Source organism: Gilliamella sp. Fer1-1, from assembly GCF_001690825.1.
In the GTDB taxonomy this organism is placed as follows: Bacteria; Pseudomonadota; Gammaproteobacteria; order Enterobacterales; family Orbaceae; genus Gilliamella; species Gilliamella apicola_C.
In genome coordinates this window covers 1-19,717 of sequence record NZ_LZGX01000049.1, presented here as the reverse complement: position 1 = coordinate 19,717, position 19,717 = coordinate 1, and the positions used below count along the sequence as shown (strand labels likewise).

The 19,717-nt window shown below is 36.1% G+C and carries 13 protein-coding genes; 8 read left to right on the top strand and 5 right to left on the bottom strand.

What is annotated here, in order from left to right:
- Positions 1–37 precede the first annotated feature (37 nt).
- Positions 38–676 carry a LemA family protein gene (locus A9G28_RS06755; protein ID WP_065580165.1) on the top strand — a complete coding sequence of 213 codons (639 nt, stop codon included), beginning with the start codon at positions 38–40 and terminating at the stop codon, positions 674–676.
- A gap of 131 nt (positions 677–807) precedes the next feature.
- On the opposite strand, the gene mukB is transcribed toward A9G28_RS06755, so the two are convergent.
- The 3 genes from mukB to mukF all read right to left on the bottom strand — a co-directional run bounded on the left by mukB (position 808) and on the right by mukF (position 7,326).
- The gene (mukB, locus tag A9G28_RS06750; protein ID WP_065580164.1) at positions 808–5,226 is read right to left on the bottom strand and encodes a chromosome partition protein MukB; all 4,419 of its coding nucleotides are present in this window, start codon (positions 5,224–5,226) and stop codon (positions 808–810) included.
- Between the two features lie 2 nt (positions 5,227–5,228).
- On the bottom strand, positions 5,229–5,915 hold the full coding sequence (gene mukE, locus A9G28_RS06745) for a chromosome partition protein MukE (RefSeq protein WP_065566904.1): 687 nt from the start codon (positions 5,913–5,915) through the stop codon (positions 5,229–5,231).
- Positions 5,916–6,003: 88 nt separating this feature from the next.
- The gene (mukF, locus tag A9G28_RS06740; protein WP_065566845.1) at positions 6,004–7,326 is read right to left on the bottom strand and encodes a chromosome partition protein MukF; all 1,323 of its coding nucleotides are present in this window, start codon (positions 7,324–7,326) and stop codon (positions 6,004–6,006) included.
- Positions 7,327–7,642: 316 nt separating this feature from the next.
- Here mukF and pntA point away from each other — a divergent pair, with 316 nt between their 5' ends.
- Positions 7,643–9,175 (top strand): Re/Si-specific NAD(P)(+) transhydrogenase subunit alpha, encoded by a 1,533-nt coding sequence (pntA, locus tag A9G28_RS06735; RefSeq protein ID WP_065580163.1) that lies wholly within the window; start codon positions 7,643–7,645, stop codon positions 9,173–9,175.
- Positions 9,176–9,190: 15 nt separating this feature from the next.
- Positions 9,191–10,582 (top strand): Re/Si-specific NAD(P)(+) transhydrogenase subunit beta, encoded by a 1,392-nt coding sequence (gene pntB, locus A9G28_RS06730; RefSeq protein WP_065580162.1) that lies wholly within the window; start codon positions 9,191–9,193, stop codon positions 10,580–10,582.
- A gap of 240 nt (positions 10,583–10,822) precedes the next feature.
- On the opposite strand, the gene fabR is transcribed toward pntB, so the two are convergent.
- A complete protein-coding gene (fabR, locus tag A9G28_RS06725) occupies positions 10,823–11,467 on the bottom strand; it encodes an HTH-type transcriptional repressor FabR (RefSeq protein WP_065566848.1) in 645 nt (214 codons plus the stop codon).
- A gap of 38 nt (positions 11,468–11,505) precedes the next feature.
- Entirely contained in the window at positions 11,506–12,432 is a 927-nt protein-coding gene (oxyR, locus tag A9G28_RS06720) for a DNA-binding transcriptional regulator OxyR (RefSeq protein ID WP_065566849.1), read from the bottom strand.
- A gap of 430 nt (positions 12,433–12,862) precedes the next feature.
- Here oxyR and pcnB point away from each other — a divergent pair, with 430 nt between their 5' ends.
- The 5 genes from pcnB to apaH all read left to right on the top strand — a co-directional run bounded on the left by pcnB (position 12,863) and on the right by apaH (position 19,645).
- Positions 12,863–14,197, top strand: a complete 1,335-nt coding sequence (gene pcnB / locus A9G28_RS06715) for a polynucleotide adenylyltransferase PcnB (RefSeq protein ID WP_081297937.1) — start codon at positions 12,863–12,865, stop codon at positions 14,195–14,197.
- Positions 14,198–14,272: 75 nt separating this feature from the next.
- Entirely contained in the window at positions 14,273–16,636 is a 2,364-nt protein-coding gene (gene lptD, locus A9G28_RS06710; RefSeq protein ID WP_065580161.1) for an LPS assembly protein LptD, read from the top strand.
- Positions 16,637–16,718: 82 nt separating this feature from the next.
- On the top strand, positions 16,719–18,032 hold the full coding sequence (gene surA, locus A9G28_RS06705) for a peptidylprolyl isomerase SurA (protein WP_065580160.1): 1,314 nt from the start codon (positions 16,719–16,721) through the stop codon (positions 18,030–18,032).
- Positions 18,025–18,822, top strand: coding sequence for a 16S rRNA (adenine(1518)-N(6)/adenine(1519)-N(6))-dimethyltransferase RsmA (gene rsmA, locus A9G28_RS06700; protein ID WP_065580159.1), 798 nt, complete (start codon positions 18,025–18,027; stop codon positions 18,820–18,822). Before surA ends, rsmA begins: the two co-directional genes overlap by 8 nt.
- A gap of 4 nt (positions 18,823–18,826) precedes the next feature.
- Positions 18,827–19,645, top strand: a complete 819-nt coding sequence (gene apaH, locus A9G28_RS06695; RefSeq protein WP_065580158.1) for a bis(5'-nucleosyl)-tetraphosphatase (symmetrical) ApaH — start codon at positions 18,827–18,829, stop codon at positions 19,643–19,645.
- Positions 19,646–19,717: the final 72 nt, after the last annotated feature.

The following is a 19,717-nucleotide window of genomic DNA, read 5'->3' as shown; positions in this document are numbered from 1 at the left end:
AATTATAGAAATTTAATTACAACAAAGAGGCAATAATATGTTTTTCTTATTTTTTATTTTGGTCATTGCTGTTTTAGTTTGGCTATTTCTTGCATACAATAAGCTTAGGAGCTTAGCTGAAAATGTAAAACAAAAACAATCAAATATTTATGTAACGATAAAGAAAAGGCACGATATAGCGCAAAGGTTGTCTGATATCGCGTCTAGTTATGGCGATCATGAAAAGTTAACTCACTTTACTGTGACTGAGAGTAATAATATTGCTACCGCAAATAATGTTGCATCTGAAGCATCTCGAGTTATCGGTAATGTTCAAATGCTAGCAAATCGTTTTCCTGATTTAAAAGCAAACTCGACTTATCAGCAATTAATGGTGCAACTTGATGAGATTGAAAACACGATTTTAAAAAGAAGAGAAGATTATAATGCGGCAGTTCAAATCTATAATTCAACTCGTGGTAGTATTCCTCATCTATTCTATGCAAGTAAATTGGGGTTTGTTGAAGCAACCTATTTTGAAGTCGATGAAAATGGTATAGAACAGCTTGCTTCATTTAAAACCGATGATGGAAAAATTCTTAGAGATACCATGGGAAGAATGGCCTCGGTAGCAACTGAAAATGTCAAAAAAATAAAAGCGAAAAGAGATAATAATACTGAAGAAGTCGAGCCGTAAAATTAACAAAGATCTAGTGATAACATTGGCGCTTTTTTGGTTTGGTTGGAAGAAGGTATATTTTTATCACTTATCATTAAAAATTCGCCGACAATGTCGGCGAAAAAATAAGTAAATATAATTAAAAATTATTACGCAAAACCTTTCAAACCAACCACATGGACATGTTCTTGGTTATTGATAACTTTACGCACAAGTTTATACGTTGTACCTTTTTCAGGACTGATATTTTCTGGGGCAGCTATAATTAGTTGCATCTCCAAACGTTCACATAACTCAAATAATGTTGCAATGGATTTTGCATCTAATCGAGCCGCTTCATCTAAGAATAACAAACGACATGGTAAGATATCTTTATTACGTAGCCGCTTGGATTCTTCTTCCCAACTTTGAATCACCATGAGTAAAATTGACATACCTGTACCGATAGCCTCGCCCGTTGATAATGCGCCACTTTCAGCACGTAACCAACCATCAGCCCCCCGATTGACTTCAACATCCATTTCAAGGTAATTTCGATAATCAAGTAGCTCTTCACCAATATTTTGAGCGGTTCGTTGTCCCATATCAATATGTGGATTTAAGCGCTGATAAAGTTTAGCTAAAGCCTCTGAGAAAGTAATGCGATTGTTACTAAACAGATCTTGATGTTCATTTTTTTCATCAGCAAGTGCGGCTAAAAGCGAGGAATGCGCCTCTCGAACATTAACATTTAAGCGTACCCCATTAACTTGACCAAATGCCACTGCTTGTAATCCTTGGTTAAGTAGTCGGATACGGTTTTGCTCACGTTGAATAGTTTTACGGATAATATTTGACACACTTTTGGAGCTTATCGCTAACTGCTGTTCTCGAGATGTTAATTCTTCGGTCAAACGCGATAACTCAATTTCCATTTGTTCAATAGCTTCAATTGGATCATCAGTTTTTACAATATCTTGGCGAATTCGTTCGCGTAAATGCGCATAAACTGCAATATAAAATTGAATTTTGCGTTCTGGGCGTTTTGGATCTTCAGATAATCTTAAGACATCCCGTAAATGTTCATTATCGTTAACTGCTAAACGTAATGAGCCTAATGCTTTATCTGACATTGAACGCAGCTCATCGGCACTTAAATAAGCAAGCTCACGACGATGTAAACGGCGTTCAACGCTATTGTCTTTAACTAGTCTTAGTACTAAACACCAACCCACTTTCGCTTGCACTACTTGTTCTCGAAGTTGTTTATAATCACGCAACGTTTGAGTTAAGCGTTTTTGCATTTGCGTCATTTCGCTTTCACACATAATCAATTGTTTTTCAAGCGATGTACAATATTGGCGATTACTATTTAATTTGTGATGGATTTCATCACGGCGAGCGCGTGCCCGCTCTTCAGTAATCGCATCGGCTTTTACACCGATTTGCTCAATTTCTTTATGTAGTTCATTTAGCATATCGCGCTTAGTTTCAAAAGCACTTTTTAGCGATGCAAGCGTTTGATTATATTGATTGTATTTATCTTGATACTGTTGCATTTGGCTGCGTGCTGCAACTTTTTGAGCTTCAACGATTTCTAAGCGAGAACGTAATTGTTCATTTAAGTCGCTATTTTCATTTAACATGCCCGCTGAATCTTCATAACTAAAATGAGCACGGCGTTGTATCACTTCAGTTAATGCAAAGACTTGTTGTCGAATGGTTTGTTGCTGTGCTTTGACTATATTGTAATGCTCTCGCAATGCTTCATTTTGCTCTGGATCGCTTTGTAATACCGTCACAATCGGTTCAAGTTCAGAAACTGTGTTACGATTACGGCTAACATATTGCACTGACTCTTGCGCTTCGACTAATTGTTCACGTAATTCATCAACACGATCAGCTAAATCATCATCAGCAAGTAGATGCATCTGGGCAACAAGTTTATTAATAGTTGCTAATTGCTCTTTATAATTAGCGACTTGTTGTTGGTTTTGTTGATCGATACTTTCTTGAGATGCGAGTTGACGTTCAATTTCATTACGTCTCATTGTTAATTTTTGAACTTCAGCTTCAGGATCAATATCAAAAGCTACAGCAAGATATTGACCGATAAATTGTCCAACATTTTGCTCAATGCGTTGTAACTTTTGTAAATCAAATGAAATAGTTGCATAACGTTCATGCAATTCATCTCGTTCAGCAGATAATTTTTCGAGATGAATTTCACGTGCTGCACGACCAAATAATGGCACATTAGGAAAACTTGAGAATCGCCACTGGCGCTCACCGGTTTTAACTAACACCGCTTTATTCATCTCTTCACAATCAAAAACACTATCATCAAATGATGATGGATCTCCTTCGATAAAATAAATATCTTCTGGATAATCCTCATCACTTGCAGTCAGGCTTTCTAACTGCTGTTTAACCAGCGATAAGTCAGGTACAACAATCGCTTGCCTTGCTGGGCCGTAAAGCGCTGAAAAGTAAGGGGCATCATCTATGGTTACATCTTCATAAATTTCAGAGAGTAAGACACCATTAAATCGCTCTGAAAGTACAGATAGGCGACCATCATCAACGCCACTAGGTTGATTCAGTTGTTCAATTTGAACATCTAATTGATTGCGTCTAAAACTAATTTGATCTCGCTCAGCAACAAGCACACGCTCTTTTTCAAGTAACTTTTGCATATGTTGTGTAACATCTTGGCTGTTACTAAAAGTTTCGCCTGTTTGTTCTTGCAAAGCAATTAGGGAATCTTGAGCTTTTAACCATAATGGTGCTTTTTGGCGATAATCAGCAATTTTCGATTGAATCTGTTCAAACTCTTGTCTAGATTCAATTCTTTTTTCACTCGATTTGTTAGCAAGCTCTGCGACTTCGTCTAATTGCATTTCAAGCTCTTGCTTTAAATCATCAAGTTCATCGTAATTAACTTGACGATTAATGCGTTTACAAAATTGTGTTAATAATGATTCCGCCTCTTTCTGCTCAAAAAAACGTTGTTCAAGTTCATCTAGTTGTAACTGTAAATGTTCGGCTTGTTCGGCTTGGTAACATTGTGATGGCCATTTTCTTAACGATTCTTTTGCTGCAACAAACGCATCACTACGAGTCACATCACCAACTAATTTAACCACCAATTGATAAGCACGATCAAACTGATTAATTGCCGCATCAGATACACTTAATTTTTGTTCTAGCTCAAGCACTTGTTCGGTAATTTCTTTTTGCTTTTCATCAAATACAGCAAAATGATCTTCAATATTGCTAATGCTTAGTTTTGGTAGTTGGCATAATGATTGCGCATTTTTTAGTGCTTGCAACGCTTGTTGATATTGAATTGCACGTGTTTGTTGAACATCAAGTGCTTGCTGGTAATCTGCTAGCTGGGTTTTGATTTCATCAACTTCTTGTTCAGTTTGTTGAACTTGATCACGATAAATTTGATATTGTTCATTTGCTTCAAGCACCACTTCATTTTGCTCTTCAAGCTTTAAATTTAGATCATCTAAATCAGCTTGATAGCGATCGATCTTCTCTTGTTGACGCAATGCGGCTTGCGCTAAATTCAGGTGATCATTAGCAGCTTGTAAATCCGTTTCTAAATCGCTTTGCGCTGCTTGATGTTCTTTAAGCTCTTTCGCCATTTCAACTTGACGATATTGATTGCTAATAAGCAAATCTTGTGTTTTAAACATATCACGGCGCAAACCAAGTACTGATTCAATATGCACTCGGCGTTCGTTAGCATGGCGCATATAATCAGCGGCGACATAATTAGTCGATTCACTAATAAGATGTTTGAATAAATCGCGATCCGATTGCGTGACTCGAATAGCCTCTAAAGTCATTCGGTTTTCACGTAATGCCGCTTCCATATCTTGAAAGGCTTTACGTACACCGCTATTTTCAGGTAATAAATAGTCACGCAGTGAGCGGGTAATAGCACTTGAGATACCACCATAAAGGGAAGCTTCGATCAAACGATAATACTTGCTTCTATCAGATGGAGAACGTAATCGTTTTGGTAAAAGACCAAAATCAAACATAACTGAATGATAATCAGTAATAGAGTTAAATTGTTTAAAGATAATGCCTTCCATCAATTCAACTTTTTCTTTTAACTCTGGCAACGACAAAATACGTGCCTGTTTATCATTTAATCTTTCTGTTACTAGTTCAGTTGGGCTTATATTTACCGATAAGCCTTGCAATAAAAATGGTTTGATATCAACTTTTTTGTCACGCCCCGCTACTTGCTGTAATCGTACACCACAAATAATTCGTTGGTTACGAGAGTTAATTACATCAAGCATAGAATAGCAAACGCCTGGTTTTAATTTACCATGCAAACCTTTATCTCGAGATCCTGATGTTGCCCCTGCTTCGGTTGTGTTTCTAAAATGTAATAAGGTTAAGTCGGGAATTAATGCTGTAACAAATGCTGCCATCGTAGTGGATTTACCCGCGCCATTACCACCCGATAGCGTTGTGACTAATTGATCAAGCTCAAAAGTTCGCGCAAAAAAACCATTCCAGTTAATTAGCGTTAATGAGTGAAATTTACCGTGGCCAATCATGTTTATTCTGTCTCCTCATTAACGTCTTCATATTGCTCTTCATTATTGTCATTATCTAAGGTAAGTGATGATTCAATTTTAATTGCTTCTCCATCTCTAATTAAGCGTAATTGGGCTTCTTGTACATCATCACCACTACGCACATCTGCCCCAAAGCGGAAAATAGCTTCGTTGATACGAAAACGATTACTATCGTTACCAACAATAAAAAAGATCATACCCAGCCGGCGTAAACGATTTAAAGCTGTTTTCACTTTATCAAAGAGTTTTTGGCGGTCCAAATCAGATCCTGTTGAACGTTGGTTCACTAATTTAAGTAATTTACTTTCATCAGCTAACGAAACTAACTCATCAAACAATTCTTGTAGGGTAAAAATGCCTTCATGAGCCAATCGTTCTGGGCTTAAGTATAAATAGCAAAGTACCTTGCCAACAAGCATATCAAGTTCAGAAAGAACTGAGCGAGGAATTAATGTTGTAGAACGAGGGCGTAGGTAAAAAAAGCCTTCTGGCGCTCGAATTAATTCAACATTATAACGTTGATAAAATTGTTCAAGCTCAAGTTGGAAATCCATTAGAAAGGCATGATGATCAAGCTCATCAATGCCAATATGGCGCCCAGAACGCAGTAAACTATCAAGCTCAGGGAAGATGGGATTAGCAATTGCTTGCGCCAATTTAACTGGCATATATTTATCAATAGACGCTTGAGAGCTTGCGGCTATACGCTCCTTAACTTCATCAAGATGATGTGCGGTTCGTTGTGTTTCAAAATCGTTAATATCTGTTGATGACATGTGCTTGCACCTTAGCTCCATAATCGTTAATAGGCTTCCACTCAGCAGGAATTCCAAGCAAGTCATCTTCGGCAATACCTAGACGAATAGCTTGCTCAATAAATAACCTTGCAATATCAAAGTGTTGTTCGCGTGGGAACTGTTCCAAATAGCTATAAATGGCAAGACCTATATCAAGTGGTTTATGTTCTTGCTTAAAGACCAATAAATTTTGCTCAATATGAGCAATTATATGTTCTTGAATCTCTTCAATCATTTCAAATTCAAGTTCTGACGGTAATTCTCCTGTTACTTCTGCTTCATGTAAAGCTAGTTCTTCATCACGCATATCAAGTAAGCGATCGGCATTAGCGAATGTCAGTGCCCAAGGCAACTCAAAATATCCTTGTATCGATTTGCGTAAACGCTGTGAAAACACACGATTTTTATCTAAGTCAATAGCAGTACGAATAAATTTATGAACATGGCGATCATAACCGATCCAAAGGTCTATCGCTTTTTGCCCCCAACCAATAATTCGATCTAGTTTACCTTGTAAATCCATAACAACATTGTTAATTTTATCAAGATCAGGATTATCAAGCGTCGCATCTTGTATTAAAAGCAAACTGGCTTGCAATTTATCCCCAGCCGCTGCTAAAGTGTCTTGTAATTCGCGCAATGTTTGCGATGTTTCGGTGAGCAAACCTTCACAACTACTAATCGCCGCTTGCCAATCTTGGCTTAATAATGCCGAAATATTTTGCTTCACATCAGCTTGTTGCTCATCCATTACGCGTTGTGTGATATCGATACTATCAAAAATCTCAGCAACTGAATATTTTAACGGTGCAAAAACATTGCGATGCCAATGTAAGTCATCGCCACCTTCAAGTGCTGCGTCAGCAGCTCGTTTTAACTCTTGTGCAACAATAGAAAGCTGAAGAGATAAACGTAACGTGGAAAACTCCCTCTGACGGATATAATAGTCGGTAATACCTATTCCTAAAGGTGTTAAACGATAGATAGAAAACCCATCGGTCATTTCACTGGTAAATCGAGTAATAAACCGCTGTCGGACTAAATCATTAATTGCATTATTGGCACGCACAGTAATGGTATCTTCACTTTGCTCAAAAATTTGTGAAACATGCCTAAAAGCGTCAATTAATTCCGATTCTGTCATCTCTCCATCAAAACGCTCGCTGTTTAATACAGCAATAGCTAATAAAAAAGCTAACCTTTCAACAGGCAAGACGATCGAAAAATCATTCTTTTTTGCCCAAGAGACCAGTTCTGGCACTGATTGGGAAAAATCAATCATAAAAAAATCCTTAATTTAAGGAGAATAAAATCAAAAACACCACATAGCTTTTTATCTTGCGGTATAAACGAAAATACTGCCGATTATATAACAATATAGAGTAAATTTGTAATGATATTCAATGAAAGCGTCAAAACCATACCATTAAAATTATAGCTATTTAGTAATGACTTCATAATAATATTAATTAATAAATATCACTAAAATAATTTAAAATCTTATTTCTTGAATAAAAAATGGATTCCCTACTCGCACACAAAACTATTTATGCTAAAATCAATACACATTCAATAAACTAACATAAGGACGTAACGAAATGCATATCGGTATACCTAAAGAACGGTTAGCCAATGAAGCTAGAGTTGCCGCTACCCCTCAAACAATTGAGCAACTGTTAAAACTTGGTTTTACAGTTTCTGTAGAGCAAGGCGCTGGACATGCTGCTCATTTTGAAGACCAAGCTTTTATTGATGCTGGAGCCACAATTCAAAATACGCAAGATATTTGGCAAAATGATCTCATTTTAAAATTTCATGCACCAACAGATGATGAAATTGCTTTAATGAAAGATGGATTAACACTCATCAGTTATATTTATCCAGCACAACACAAGGAACTATTAGAAAAATTAGCAACTAAAAATATTACTGTGATGGCAATGGACTGTGTGCCTCGTATTTCACGCGCACAATCTTTAGACGCATTAAGTTCAATGTCTAATATTGCTGGTTATCGTTCTGTTATTGAAGCGGCTAACCAATTTGGTCGATTCTTTACAGGTCAAGTTACTGCTGCTGGTAAAGTACCACCAGCAAAAGTATTAGTTATTGGCGCAGGGGTTGCTGGTCTTGCCGCAATTGGTGCAGCAGTGAGCTTAGGTGCAATTGTCCGTGCTTTTGATACCCGCCCAGAAGTTGCTGAACAAATTAACAGTATGGGCGCCGATTTTTTAGAGCTAGACTTTGAAGAAGAAGCTGGAACTGGTGATGGTTATGCAAAACAGATGTCAGCAGCTTTTATAGAAGCAGAGATGGCTTTATTTGCAGAACAAGCCAAAGATGTGGATATCATTATTACCACAGCACTCATTCCAGGTAAACCAGCACCGAAACTTATTTCTAAAGAAATGGTTGAATCAATGAAACCAGGCAGTGTTATTGTTGATTTAGCTGCGTTAACTGGCGGTAACTGTGAATTAACTAAACCCGGCGAAGTTTTCGAAACAGATAATAATGTAAAAATTGTTGGTTATACTGATTTAGCTAATCGTATGCCAGCTCAAGCATCTCAACTTTATGGGACTAACATTGTTAACCTATTGAAGCTGCTAGCTAAAGAAAAAGACGGAAACATTGATATTAACTTTGAAGATGTTGTTATCCGCGGTGTTACCGTTGTTAAAGATAAAGAAATTACTTGGCCAGCGCCACCAATTCAAGTATCAGCTCAACCACAGAAAAAAGTAGCTGAACCAATAGCCAAGCCAGAACCAAAACCAATGGATGTTCGTAAAAAATACGGTATTTTAGCTTTGGCTATTATTGCTTTCTTCTGGCTTGCTCATTCCGTTCCTGAAAGCTTTTTAGGTCACTTTACTGTGTTTGCGTTATCTTGTGTAGTTGGCTACTACGTAGTGTGGAATGTCACACATTCTTTACATACACCACTAATGTCGGTAACAAATGCCATTTCCGGTATTATATTAGTCGGTGCAATATTACAAGTCAGCGATGATAATGGCTTAACAACGGCAATTGCCTTTGTAGCTATTTTGATTGCTAGTATCAATATTTTTGGTGGATTCTTTGTTACCCAAAGAATGCTGAAAATGTTCCAACGTGATAAGTAAAGGAGAGCATAAATTATGAGTAATGGAATAATTCAAGCAGCCTATGTTATTGCTGCATTACTTTTTATTTTTAGCTTACGAGGTCTTTCTAACCAAGAGTCGGCCAAATCAGGAAATATCTACGGTATGATTGGCATGGCAATCGCCCTTATCGCAGCGGTTGCTAGTATCACTGGTGGACTACACTGGATAGTTATCGCTATGGTTATTGGTGCGGCAATTGGTTTATATTTAGCTCAAAAAGTTGAAATGACACAAATGCCAGAACTGGTTGCCTTACTTCACAGCTTTGTCGGCATGGCCGCCGTGCTTGTTGGTTTCAACAGCTTCTTAGATCCTCACATCCAAAATTTTAGCGGCGGTGAACTTAGTGTTCACTTAGTTGAAATATTTGTTGGTGTCTTTATCGGTGCAGTTACTTTCTCAGGCTCTGTTGTCGCCTTTGGCAAATTAAATGGTCGCATTAGTTCTAAACCGCTATCCATTCCAAACAAACATTATTGGAACCTAGCGGCAATTGTTGTTTCTATCATTTTAATGTTTAGCTTTGTTGAACTGAAAAGTGGTGCAGGTGCAACAATTAGCTTATTAGTTATGGCAATTATCGCTTTTGCTTTTGGCTTCCATCTTGTTGCCTCAATTGGTGGTGCTGACATGCCTGTTGTTATTTCAATGCTAAACTCTTATTCGGGTTGGGCTGCTGCTGCTGCAGGCTTTATGTTAGGTAATGATCTTCTTATTGTAACTGGTGCATTAGTTGGTTCATCAGGCGCAATTCTTTCATATATTATGTGTAAAGCAATGAACCGTTCATTTATTAGCGTTATCGCAGGTGGATTTGGTAGTGATGGTAATATAGCAAATTCATCTGATGAAGAACAAGGTGAGTACCGTGAAATGCAACCCGCTGAAGTTGCACAAACATTAAAAGATGCCCGCTCTGTTATTATTGTTCCTGGCTATGGTATGGCTGTTGCGCAAGCACAAGGTGCTGTAAGTAATATTACAGAAAAACTACGAGCAATGAATATTGAAGTGAGATTTGGTATTCACCCTGTTGCAGGACGCTTGCCTGGACATATGAATGTGTTACTTGCGGAAGCCAAAGTCCCTTATGATATCGTCCTTGAAATGGATGAAATCAATGATGACTTCCCTGACACCGATGTCGTTTGGGTTATTGGTGCAAATGATACTGTTAACCCAGCAGCAGAAGAAGATCCAAATAGTCCAATTGCTGGCATGCCAGTTCTTGAGGTTTGGAAAGCAAAAACGGTAATTATTTCTAAACGATCAATGAATACCGGTTATGCTGGTGTGCAAAACCCACTCTTCTTTAAAGAAAATAGTTATATGCTATTTGGCGATGCGAAAGATAGCGTTGAGAAGGTACTACAAAACCTTTAATGAATTACGGCAAATATTACTGTGGCGCTTGCCACAGTAATAACCGAAAAATAAGCTTTTGCCGCCTATCTACAAACTTAAATGCTAGAAATTCATACCATTAATATTAACTAAATTAAATAGTAACTAAATTAGCAAAATAATATTAACCTTTTCTGTTAGTGCCAACTGAGCAAATGATTTATTTAGTTAAAATAATTTTAGAAAAATACAGGTTTCATGTATGAAATAGCCTTTCTGCTAACAGTTATCTTTTTTAATTTGTTCTTTATGATAAAGATAATACGCTCCACGGGACACCATTCGAAGCTGAAAAATAAGATCTTCAATTAGTTTTTGACGCTGGACTATGTCAAAATCAATGGCTTCAGCACCAGCATTAAATGCAATAGTGACCATCGCTTCGGCTTGCGCTTCGTTATAATGGTGAGGCATTTGGTTGGCATTATCAAGATAATCAACAAGCTCAACAATAAAGTGTTGAATTTCGCGCGCAATAGCAGAGCGAAAAGCAGACGATGTCCCTGCCTTTTCACGAAGAAGCAATAAAAATACTTTCGGATTTCTATCAATAAATTCAATAAAAGTGGTTACTGATGTCTGTAATACACTACCACCTTTTTCGATACGTTTACGTGCTTGGCGCAACAATTGACGAAGCGTTAAGCCACTTTCATCAACCATCGCTAAACCAAGCTCATCCATATCACGGAAATGCCGATAAAATGAAGTAGCGGCTATTCCTGCTTCACGCGCTACCTCTCGTAAACTTAAACTAGCAAAACCTTGCTCTGCATTAAGTTGATTAAATGCGGCTTCGATTAAAGTACGACGAGTTCTTTCTTTCTGTTGAGCTCGAACACCACCAGTCTTGATATTTTTCATCTAATAGCTCAATTCTGATATTCCTACATCCTCGAACATTAATTTGCTGATTTTAATAATTGCTCTTTTTCAGCAAGTACTTTTGGCATATGCTCACGGATAGTCTTAGCTATTGTTTCATAGCGAGAGCGTAATGGTGAACCAGGGCGATAAATCAAAGTAATACTACGTGATGGTACTGGGTCTGTACAAGGAATATAACAAATATTATCACGAATTCGCTCATTAGGCGCAGCAAGTTCTGGAAATAAAGTGATACCACGACCGGCAGAAATCATACTCCTTAGCGTTTCAAGACTAGTCGCTTTGAACTGTTTATCTTCATCAATGCCAACTTGAAAACAATACCCCATTGCGTGATCACGCAAGCAGTGACCATCTTCTAACATTAAAAATTTATGTCCTTTTAAGCCAGATAATTTAATGGTCTTTTTATTTGCTAGCTCGTTATCAGATCGAACAGCTAAAAACATCGGTTCCTCAAATAAAGGCAATTCAATAAATTGAGATGTCTCTTTAACTTGCGCAACAATAGCGCAATCAAGCTTACCACTTTCTAACTGGGCAACAATACTAGCCGTTTGTGCTTCATGTAAGTAAAGTTCTAATTTTGGAAAAGATTCATGTAAAACGGTAATAACATGAGGTAAAAGATAAGGCGCTATAGTAGGAATTAATCCGATATGCATCGGTCCTGACATTTCTTCACCTTGACGGCTTGCCATTTCTTTTAGAATTTGAATATTACGCAAAATCTCTTTAGCCTGTTCAACTAGCATCATACCTGTTTGTGTAAATAATACTTTGCGGCTCGTACGTTCTAATAACATTACGCCTAATTCATCTTCTAATTTTCTAATTTGGCCACTAAGAGTTGGTTGACTCACATTGCAAGCATCTGCTGCTTTACGAAAATGGCGAAATTCAGCTAACGAAACAAAATATTCCAAATCACGAATATTCATAATATCCCCAATAAGTTATTAGTTAATGGTATATACTCAAATAGCTTCCATATGTAAGATTAATAGCATTAAAAATGCGCTTTATAATTTCTTAAATTATAATGCTTTATAAATAATATCCTACGAAACAAATAAACAAGAAGAAGTTCTGAGTATAGTTTTATTTCATCTTAATCAGTTAGTAAAAAACACTAACCAATGCAAAACGAAATTTGTCGTTTTTAATTAGGTATTACTAATATTACTATATTAAGTACTATTGTTGATAATTATGTTCAAAAAATCAAATATAATATTTAAATCATTTTGGAAAAATCATTTTATTGAGAGAAAAACATCAATTTTAAGAAACATGGAAACTTATTAGCAATTACGATATAATCACACACAATAACTATTTTTAAGCCAAGATACTTTTTTGAGGTGTGCTATTTTTAAACAAGTTTCACGTTTTTATCAAAAGTTTTTCCGTCATGAAGATAAACAGAAAATGGGCTATGTGTCCATTCCACGTAATGAACATAATATATCCCGCAAAGAAATTAGTGAAAATGCATTAAAAGTCCTTCATCGATTAAATAAACAAGGGTATGAAGCTTATTTAGTAGGTGGATGTATTAGAGATCTCATTTTAGGCAAAACACCAAAAGATTTTGATATCACGACTAATGCAACACCCGAGCAAATTCAGAAGCTTTTCCGTAACTGTCGTCTAGTGGGAAGGCGATTTCGCCTCGCTCACATTATGTTTGGCAAAGAAATCATTGAAGTTGCGACTTTTCGTGGAGATCATGCGTCTCAAGAAGGACAAACTAATATATCTAAACGTTCACAATCAGGTATGCTGTTACGAGATAATGTGTACGGAACTATTGAACAAGATGCAATTCGCCGCGATTTTACCATGAATGCCCTTTATTATAGTATTAATGATTTCACTTTACGTGATTATTGCGGAGGATTGAAAGATTTACAAAAAGGTATTATTCGATTAATCGGCGATCCACAGACTCGTTATCGAGAAGATCCTGTTAGAATGTTAAGAACTGTTCGTTTTGCTGCTAAATTAAATATGGCAATTGAACCAGCTACTGCTGAACCAATTAAACACCTTGCACCTTTATTAAAAAATATTCCGTCTGCTCGGCTTTTTGATGAGTCTCTTAAACTATTACAAGCAGGCAATGGCTACAAAACTTATGAGCTACTGAGAGAATATTGTCTTTTTGAGCAATTATTTCCGATTATTGGGCGGTTTTTTACCAATAATCAAAATGGTTACCTAGAAAAAATCATTGCGCAGGCTCTAAAAAATACCGATTATCGTATTGCCAACAATAAACGGGTCAACCCTGCATTTTTATTCGCTGCATTTTTCTGGTACCCAATTATTGAGCAAACACAAGCAACCTGCGTTGAAAGTGGCTTACCATTCCATGATTCATTTTCGATGACAATTAACGAAGTGCTAAGTGAGCAATGCAAAAATATTGCCATACCTCGACGTTTTACCTCTACAATGGGAGATATTTGGCGCTTGCAGCTACGTATGAAAAAACGAGAAGGTAAACGAGCATTTGTTATATTAGAACATCCTAAATTTCGAGCAGCTTATGATCTGTTAGAAATGCGAGCCTCAATCGAAAAAGGAGAACTCTTAGAACTGGCTAAATGGTGGGATGAATTCCAATACTCTTCGGTAGAAAAAAGAATATTGATGGTAAAACAACTTAATAAAATCAATAAACGCAAAGTGAAACGTTAATTTTTAATTCGCACTTTTATAAATAATCGTTATAATGTTGAAATTAAAATAATCATAATAATTTTATAATCATTGATGAAAAAATTAACGCCTTCTCTTATTGCACTAACCATCACTATTTCTTTGTATAACAACGCTAGTTATGCTATAGATTTACCGAAAGCTGTTAGCAATAATCCTCAATGCCTTGTAGACGTACCTAGGTTTGATCGCCCTTTAGTCAATGGAAATATAAATACCTTACCAGTCAATGCTGAAGCTAATCAATTCGAAGCGATTTATCCAAATATTGCCATATATCAAGGTGAAGTATTTATTGAGCAAGGTAACCGCACTGTTCAAGCAGACAAAGTAACCATTGACACCAATGATGATAATAATCGAACTGTAACATTAGAAGGAAATATTAATTATCAAGATAATTTGATAAAAATGAAAGGCGAGAATGCATCAATGAATCTCAATAACAATGATGCCAATATGAGCCCAAGCCAATATCACCTTGTTAATCGACTTGGTCGCGGTAATGCTGATCAGATGAATTTTGAAAAGAACCGCTATGTTATTTTAAAAAATGGTAGTTTTACATCTTGTCCTGTTAATGATAGTACATGGAATATTAAGGGAACAACGGTTATTCATGACAATGAAGAACAGCTACTAGAAGTTTGGAATGCGGTATTTAGTGTTGGTAAAGTCCCTGTTCTATATTCACCTTATTTACAATTACCAACTGGCGATAAACGTCGCTCTGGATTATTGATGCCTAATTTTGGCTATGACAGTACTGATGGCATTGATTTTTCAATACCAATCTATTGGAATATTGCACCAAATTATGATGCAACTTTTACGCCGAGAATTTTACAAAAACGAGGTGTACAATTACAAACAGAATTTCGTTATTTAAATGAAATAGGTTTAGGCACACTTGCATTTTCTTGGTTGCAACATGATAGACAATATGACGCAGATAGAAAAAATCATTTTAATGGCAACAATTATGATGATAATAAACATCGTTGGTTATTCCATTGGAAAAATGAAGAATTAATTAACTATAATTGGCGTTTTTATACTGATACAACGCGTGTTAGCGACAATCAGTATCTTACCAATCTAAACTCTAAATATGCATCCCAAACTGCTGGCTACTTAACACAGTTCTATAAAATTGCTTATAATGACGAGAATTGGGATCTTACGCTAGGCTATAAGCATTTTCAGCCATTTCACTCTGAATTAAAAAATTCACTTTACCAAACCGAGCCACAATTAGATATTAGTTATTATAATAATGATTTGGGACCTTTCAAGTTTAGAGCATTTTCTCAACTATCCCGCTTCTTGACATCGGGTCAAAAGAAACCTAAAGCATGGCGAGCACATCTGGAACCAACGCTTAATTATACCTTAACTAATTCTTGGTCATCATTAGCCACCGAAGCGGGTTTTATGGCTACTCACTATAAACAAGATAATATTAAAAATTATATTGATCAATATAAATACTTAGACAAAAACGTAAATCGTTTTTTACCTAAATTTAGTATTGACGGTAAAGTCATCTTTGAACGGGATATGCCTTATCTCCATAACTATACTCAAACCTTAGAACCACGAGTAAAATACATCTATATTCCATATCGAAAACAATCAAATATTTGGGCATATGATTCCACTATACTGCAATCAGATTATATTGGCTTATTCAGAGATCAGCCTTATAGTGGCCTAGATAGAATTGCTTCAACTAATAAAATATCAACGGGTGTAACAACACGAATTTATAATCAGAATAAAGTTGAAAAATTCAACTTATCAATTGGGCAAATTACTTATTTTACCAAATCGAAAACGAGTGAACACAATAATGATTTAGACGAAAACTCTGACACTGGCAGTATTACTTGGGCATCAGATAATTTTTGGCGCATAAATGATGACATGATCTTTAGAAGTGGGGTCCAGTATGATACTCGAATTGATACAATTTCATTAGCTAATGCGACATTTGAATATCGACCTTCTGCAGATAAGTTAGCACAATTATCTTATCGCTACGCAAATCGTAACTATATTGATACTGTTGATAAAAATTCTGCTTATAGAGGTTACAAACAAGACATCTCCCAAGCAGGAGTGATGACAGCGTGGCCATTATCACAAACAGTCAGCGCTGTTGGATCGTATTATTATGATGTAAAATTAGGGCAATCCGCAGATGGTTTTGTCGGATTACATTATAGTGATTGTTGTTGGGGAACAACAATACAGTATGGTAGAAAATTAACAGATTGGAACAATACTTCTCGTAGAAGCAAATATGAAAATAAATTGTCTATTAATTTCGAATTGCAAGGATTAGGCAACAATCGAGACACCAAAGCCAAAATGCTAAATTTCGGAAAACTACCATATACAACAACATTTGAATAAGATATTTCTGTAAAAATGATAGATAACCAATAAATTTATTGCAAGCAGTGAATGCTGCAACAACAAAATGAGTTGAGTGAAGATGAAATTATTAAAACTATTTATCGCTTTAAACCTAAGCGTAAGTTTAGGTGTTTTAACACCATTATCTGCCAATGCTGCACCTAAAGTTGTAGAGCAAGTTGCTGCAATTGTAAATAATAACGTTATTTTAGAAAGTGACGTTAATGACATGTTAAAAACAATTAAAGCTAGTACCGATTCTAGAAACTTACCCAATGATAAGGTGCTCAGACAACAAATCATTGATCGTCTAATTATTGAAAACCTAATTTTACAAAAAGCAGCTAAAGCTAAAATCACTGTTAGCGATGACGAGGTAACTAGTGCTATTAACAGAATCGCTGCCCAAAATGGCATGACTATCGATCAGCTTCGAAGCAAGTTGTCAACAATGGGGATCAGCTATGGAGCGTATCGTGAAAGAATCCATAATGACATGTTGATTGAAGAAACACGAATGCATGAAGTAAGACCAAGAATCAAAGTTTCAGAAAAAGAAGTTGATAACTTAGCTAAAAACATTGCTCGTCAACCAACTAATAATATTGATGTAAAAATTAGCCATATTTTGATTTCTATTCCAGAAAGAGCATCAAAACAACAAATAGATAATGCAACAAATAAAGCACGGGATATTATTAATCGAGCTCAAAAAGGGGAAAATTTTGCTAAATTAGCCACTTCATATTCAAACGATGATCTTGCTTTAAAGGGTGGTAGTATGGGTTGGCGTAAACTTAATGAGTTACCGACTATTTTTGAAGAACGCTTAATACGTGCAGCAAAAGGCAGTATTATTGGCCCTATCCGCTCTGGCGTGGGTCTGCATATTTTAAAAGTTGATGATACACGTTCAGAAGCACCAAAAACAATTACAGTCCAAGAAGTAAATGCTCGTCATATTTTGATTAAAACAAATGTGTTAGTCACAGACCAAAATGCAAAACAAAAACTTGCTGATATTCGTAAATCAATTACTAGTGGTGCAACAACTTTTGAAGCAGCTGCTAAAGCTAATTCTGAGGATACAGGTACAGCGAGTAAAGGGGGAAACTTAGGTTGGAACCGTCCTGAGATTTATGATAGCGGTTTTAGAAATGCACTAGCTCAATTAAAAAAAGGGGAAATAAGTCAACCAATAAAATCATCTTATGGTTGGCATTTAATCGAATTAATCGATACAAGGCGGATTGATGGGAAGAATGCCATGGAAAAGGCACAAGCTTATCAACTTATTTTTAATCGTAAATTTGTTGAAGAGGCCCAAGTGTGGATTCAAGAAATAAAAGGTGATGCCTATATTAAAATTACAGGTGAAGATAAACATGAATAGCCGTGTTCATCAAGGGCATTTTGCCCGCAAGCGATTTGGGCAAAACTTTTTACATGATAATTATATTATCGAAAATATAGTTGCAGCTATACAGCCCAAAAAAGAGCAGGCTCTAGTCGAAATAGGCCCTGGCCTTGCAGCATTAACTGTACCTATAAGTCAATGTGTTGATCATTTGACCGTTATAGAGATCGACAGAGATTTAGCCAACAGATTAGTGGAAAACCCACTATTGAAAAAAAAACTAACTGTCATTGAACAAGATGCACTGACCTTTGACTTTAATCAACTAGCTGAGCAATTAGACAAACCATTAAGAGTATTTGGAAACTTACCTTATAATATTTCAACACCTTTAATGTTTCATTTATTCGAATATGCAAATATCATTACTGATATGCATTTTATGCTACAAAAAGAAGTAGTAACTCGCTTAGTTGCTGCTCCTAATAGTAAAGATTATGGTAGATTGAGCGTCATGGCTCAATATTATTGTCAGATCATACCTGTTCTCGAAGTTCCACCAACATCATTTAAGCCAGCACCAAAGGTTGATTCAGCTGTTGTTAAATTAATTCCTTATAAAGAAAAGCCTTATATTGTTAATGATATAAAAATACTTTCTCGTATTACGATGGAAGCATTTAATCAACGACGTAAAACTATTCGTAACAGTTTAAGCAACATGTTTACTGCTGAACAGCTAGAGGATTTAAATATTGATCCAAGTTTACGTGCAGAAAACTTAACAGTACAGCAATACTGCCAACTTGCAAACTCATGGTGTTAACTATATGGCAAACTTACTTATTGGCGATATTCATGGGTGTTATGATGAATTTATGCGAGTACTTGAAAAAGCAAAATTTTCATCATCAGACACGCTATGGCTAACCGGTGATCTAGTTGCCAGAGGGCCAAAATCATTAGATGCCCTAAGGTTTGTTAAACATAATGCCAATCAAATTCGATTAGTATTAGGTAATCATGACTTACATTTATTATCAATTTATGCAGGTGTTACTGTTTCTAAAAAGAAAGATAATCTTGAATGCGTAATCAATGCGCCTGATTTTGATGAATTAATGAATTGGCTACGTAAACAACCATTGGTTCAAATTGACGAGTCACTAAAACTAATTATGACCCATGCTGGTATTTCACCACAATGGGATCTTGAAACACTAAAAAAATGTGCCAATGACTTGAACATTATGTTATCTAGTGACTCTTATGCCTTATTCCTTGATAAAATGTATGGTAACTTTCCTGATGAATGGTCGCCTGAACTAAAAGGTTTAGATAGACTGCGCTATATTGCTAACGCATTAACTCGCATGCGTTTTTGCTATGAGGATGGTCGCTTAGATTTTTATTGTAAAAAGTCGCCCGAGCAAGCACCGTCAAAACTTAAACCTTGGTTCTTATTATCAAGTAAAATTCCAAAAGAATATAGTATTGTTTTTGGTCATTGGGCAGCGTTAAACGGAAAAGGCACACCTGAAACCATTTACGCACTTGATACAGGGTGTTGTTGGGGTGGAAAGTTAACATGCTTACGATTTGAAGATAAAAAATATTTCAAGAAACGTAATATTGAAACAAAAAGCTAAAGTTACTATTAAAAAGGACCAATTATTATGTCTACTTTATCTGTCATTAAATCAATATGGAAAATAATTAAC

Excerpts from the sequence above, each read along its gene's own strand:
- lptD (WP_065580161.1), top strand. The coding sequence starts at position 14,273 with ATGAAAAAATTAACGCCTTCTCTTATTGCACTAACCATCACTATTTCT.
- oxyR (WP_065566849.1), bottom strand. The coding sequence starts at position 12,432 with ATGAATATTCGTGATTTGGAATATTTTGTTTCGTTAGCTGAATTTCGC.
- rsmA (WP_065580159.1), top strand. The coding sequence starts at position 18,025 with ATGAATAGCCGTGTTCATCAAGGGCATTTTGCCCGCAAGCGATTTGGG.
- fabR (WP_065566848.1), bottom strand. The coding sequence starts at position 11,467 with ATGAAAAATATCAAGACTGGTGGTGTTCGAGCTCAACAGAAAGAAAGA.
- mukE (WP_065566904.1), bottom strand. The coding sequence starts at position 5,915 with ATGCCAGTTAAATTGGCGCAAGCAATTGCTAATCCCATCTTCCCTGAG.
- pntA (WP_065580163.1), top strand. The coding sequence starts at position 7,643 with ATGCATATCGGTATACCTAAAGAACGGTTAGCCAATGAAGCTAGAGTT.
- mukB (WP_065580164.1), bottom strand. The coding sequence starts at position 5,226 with ATGATTGGCCACGGTAAATTTCACTCATTAACGCTAATTAACTGGAAT.
- A9G28_RS06755 (WP_065580165.1), top strand. The coding sequence starts at position 38 with ATGTTTTTCTTATTTTTTATTTTGGTCATTGCTGTTTTAGTTTGGCTA.
- apaH (WP_065580158.1), top strand. The coding sequence starts at position 18,827 with ATGGCAAACTTACTTATTGGCGATATTCATGGGTGTTATGATGAATTT.
- pntB (WP_065580162.1), top strand. The coding sequence starts at position 9,191 with ATGAGTAATGGAATAATTCAAGCAGCCTATGTTATTGCTGCATTACTT.
- surA (WP_065580160.1), top strand. The coding sequence starts at position 16,719 with ATGAAATTATTAAAACTATTTATCGCTTTAAACCTAAGCGTAAGTTTA.
- mukF (WP_065566845.1), bottom strand. The coding sequence starts at position 7,326 with ATGATTGATTTTTCCCAATCAGTGCCAGAACTGGTCTCTTGGGCAAAA.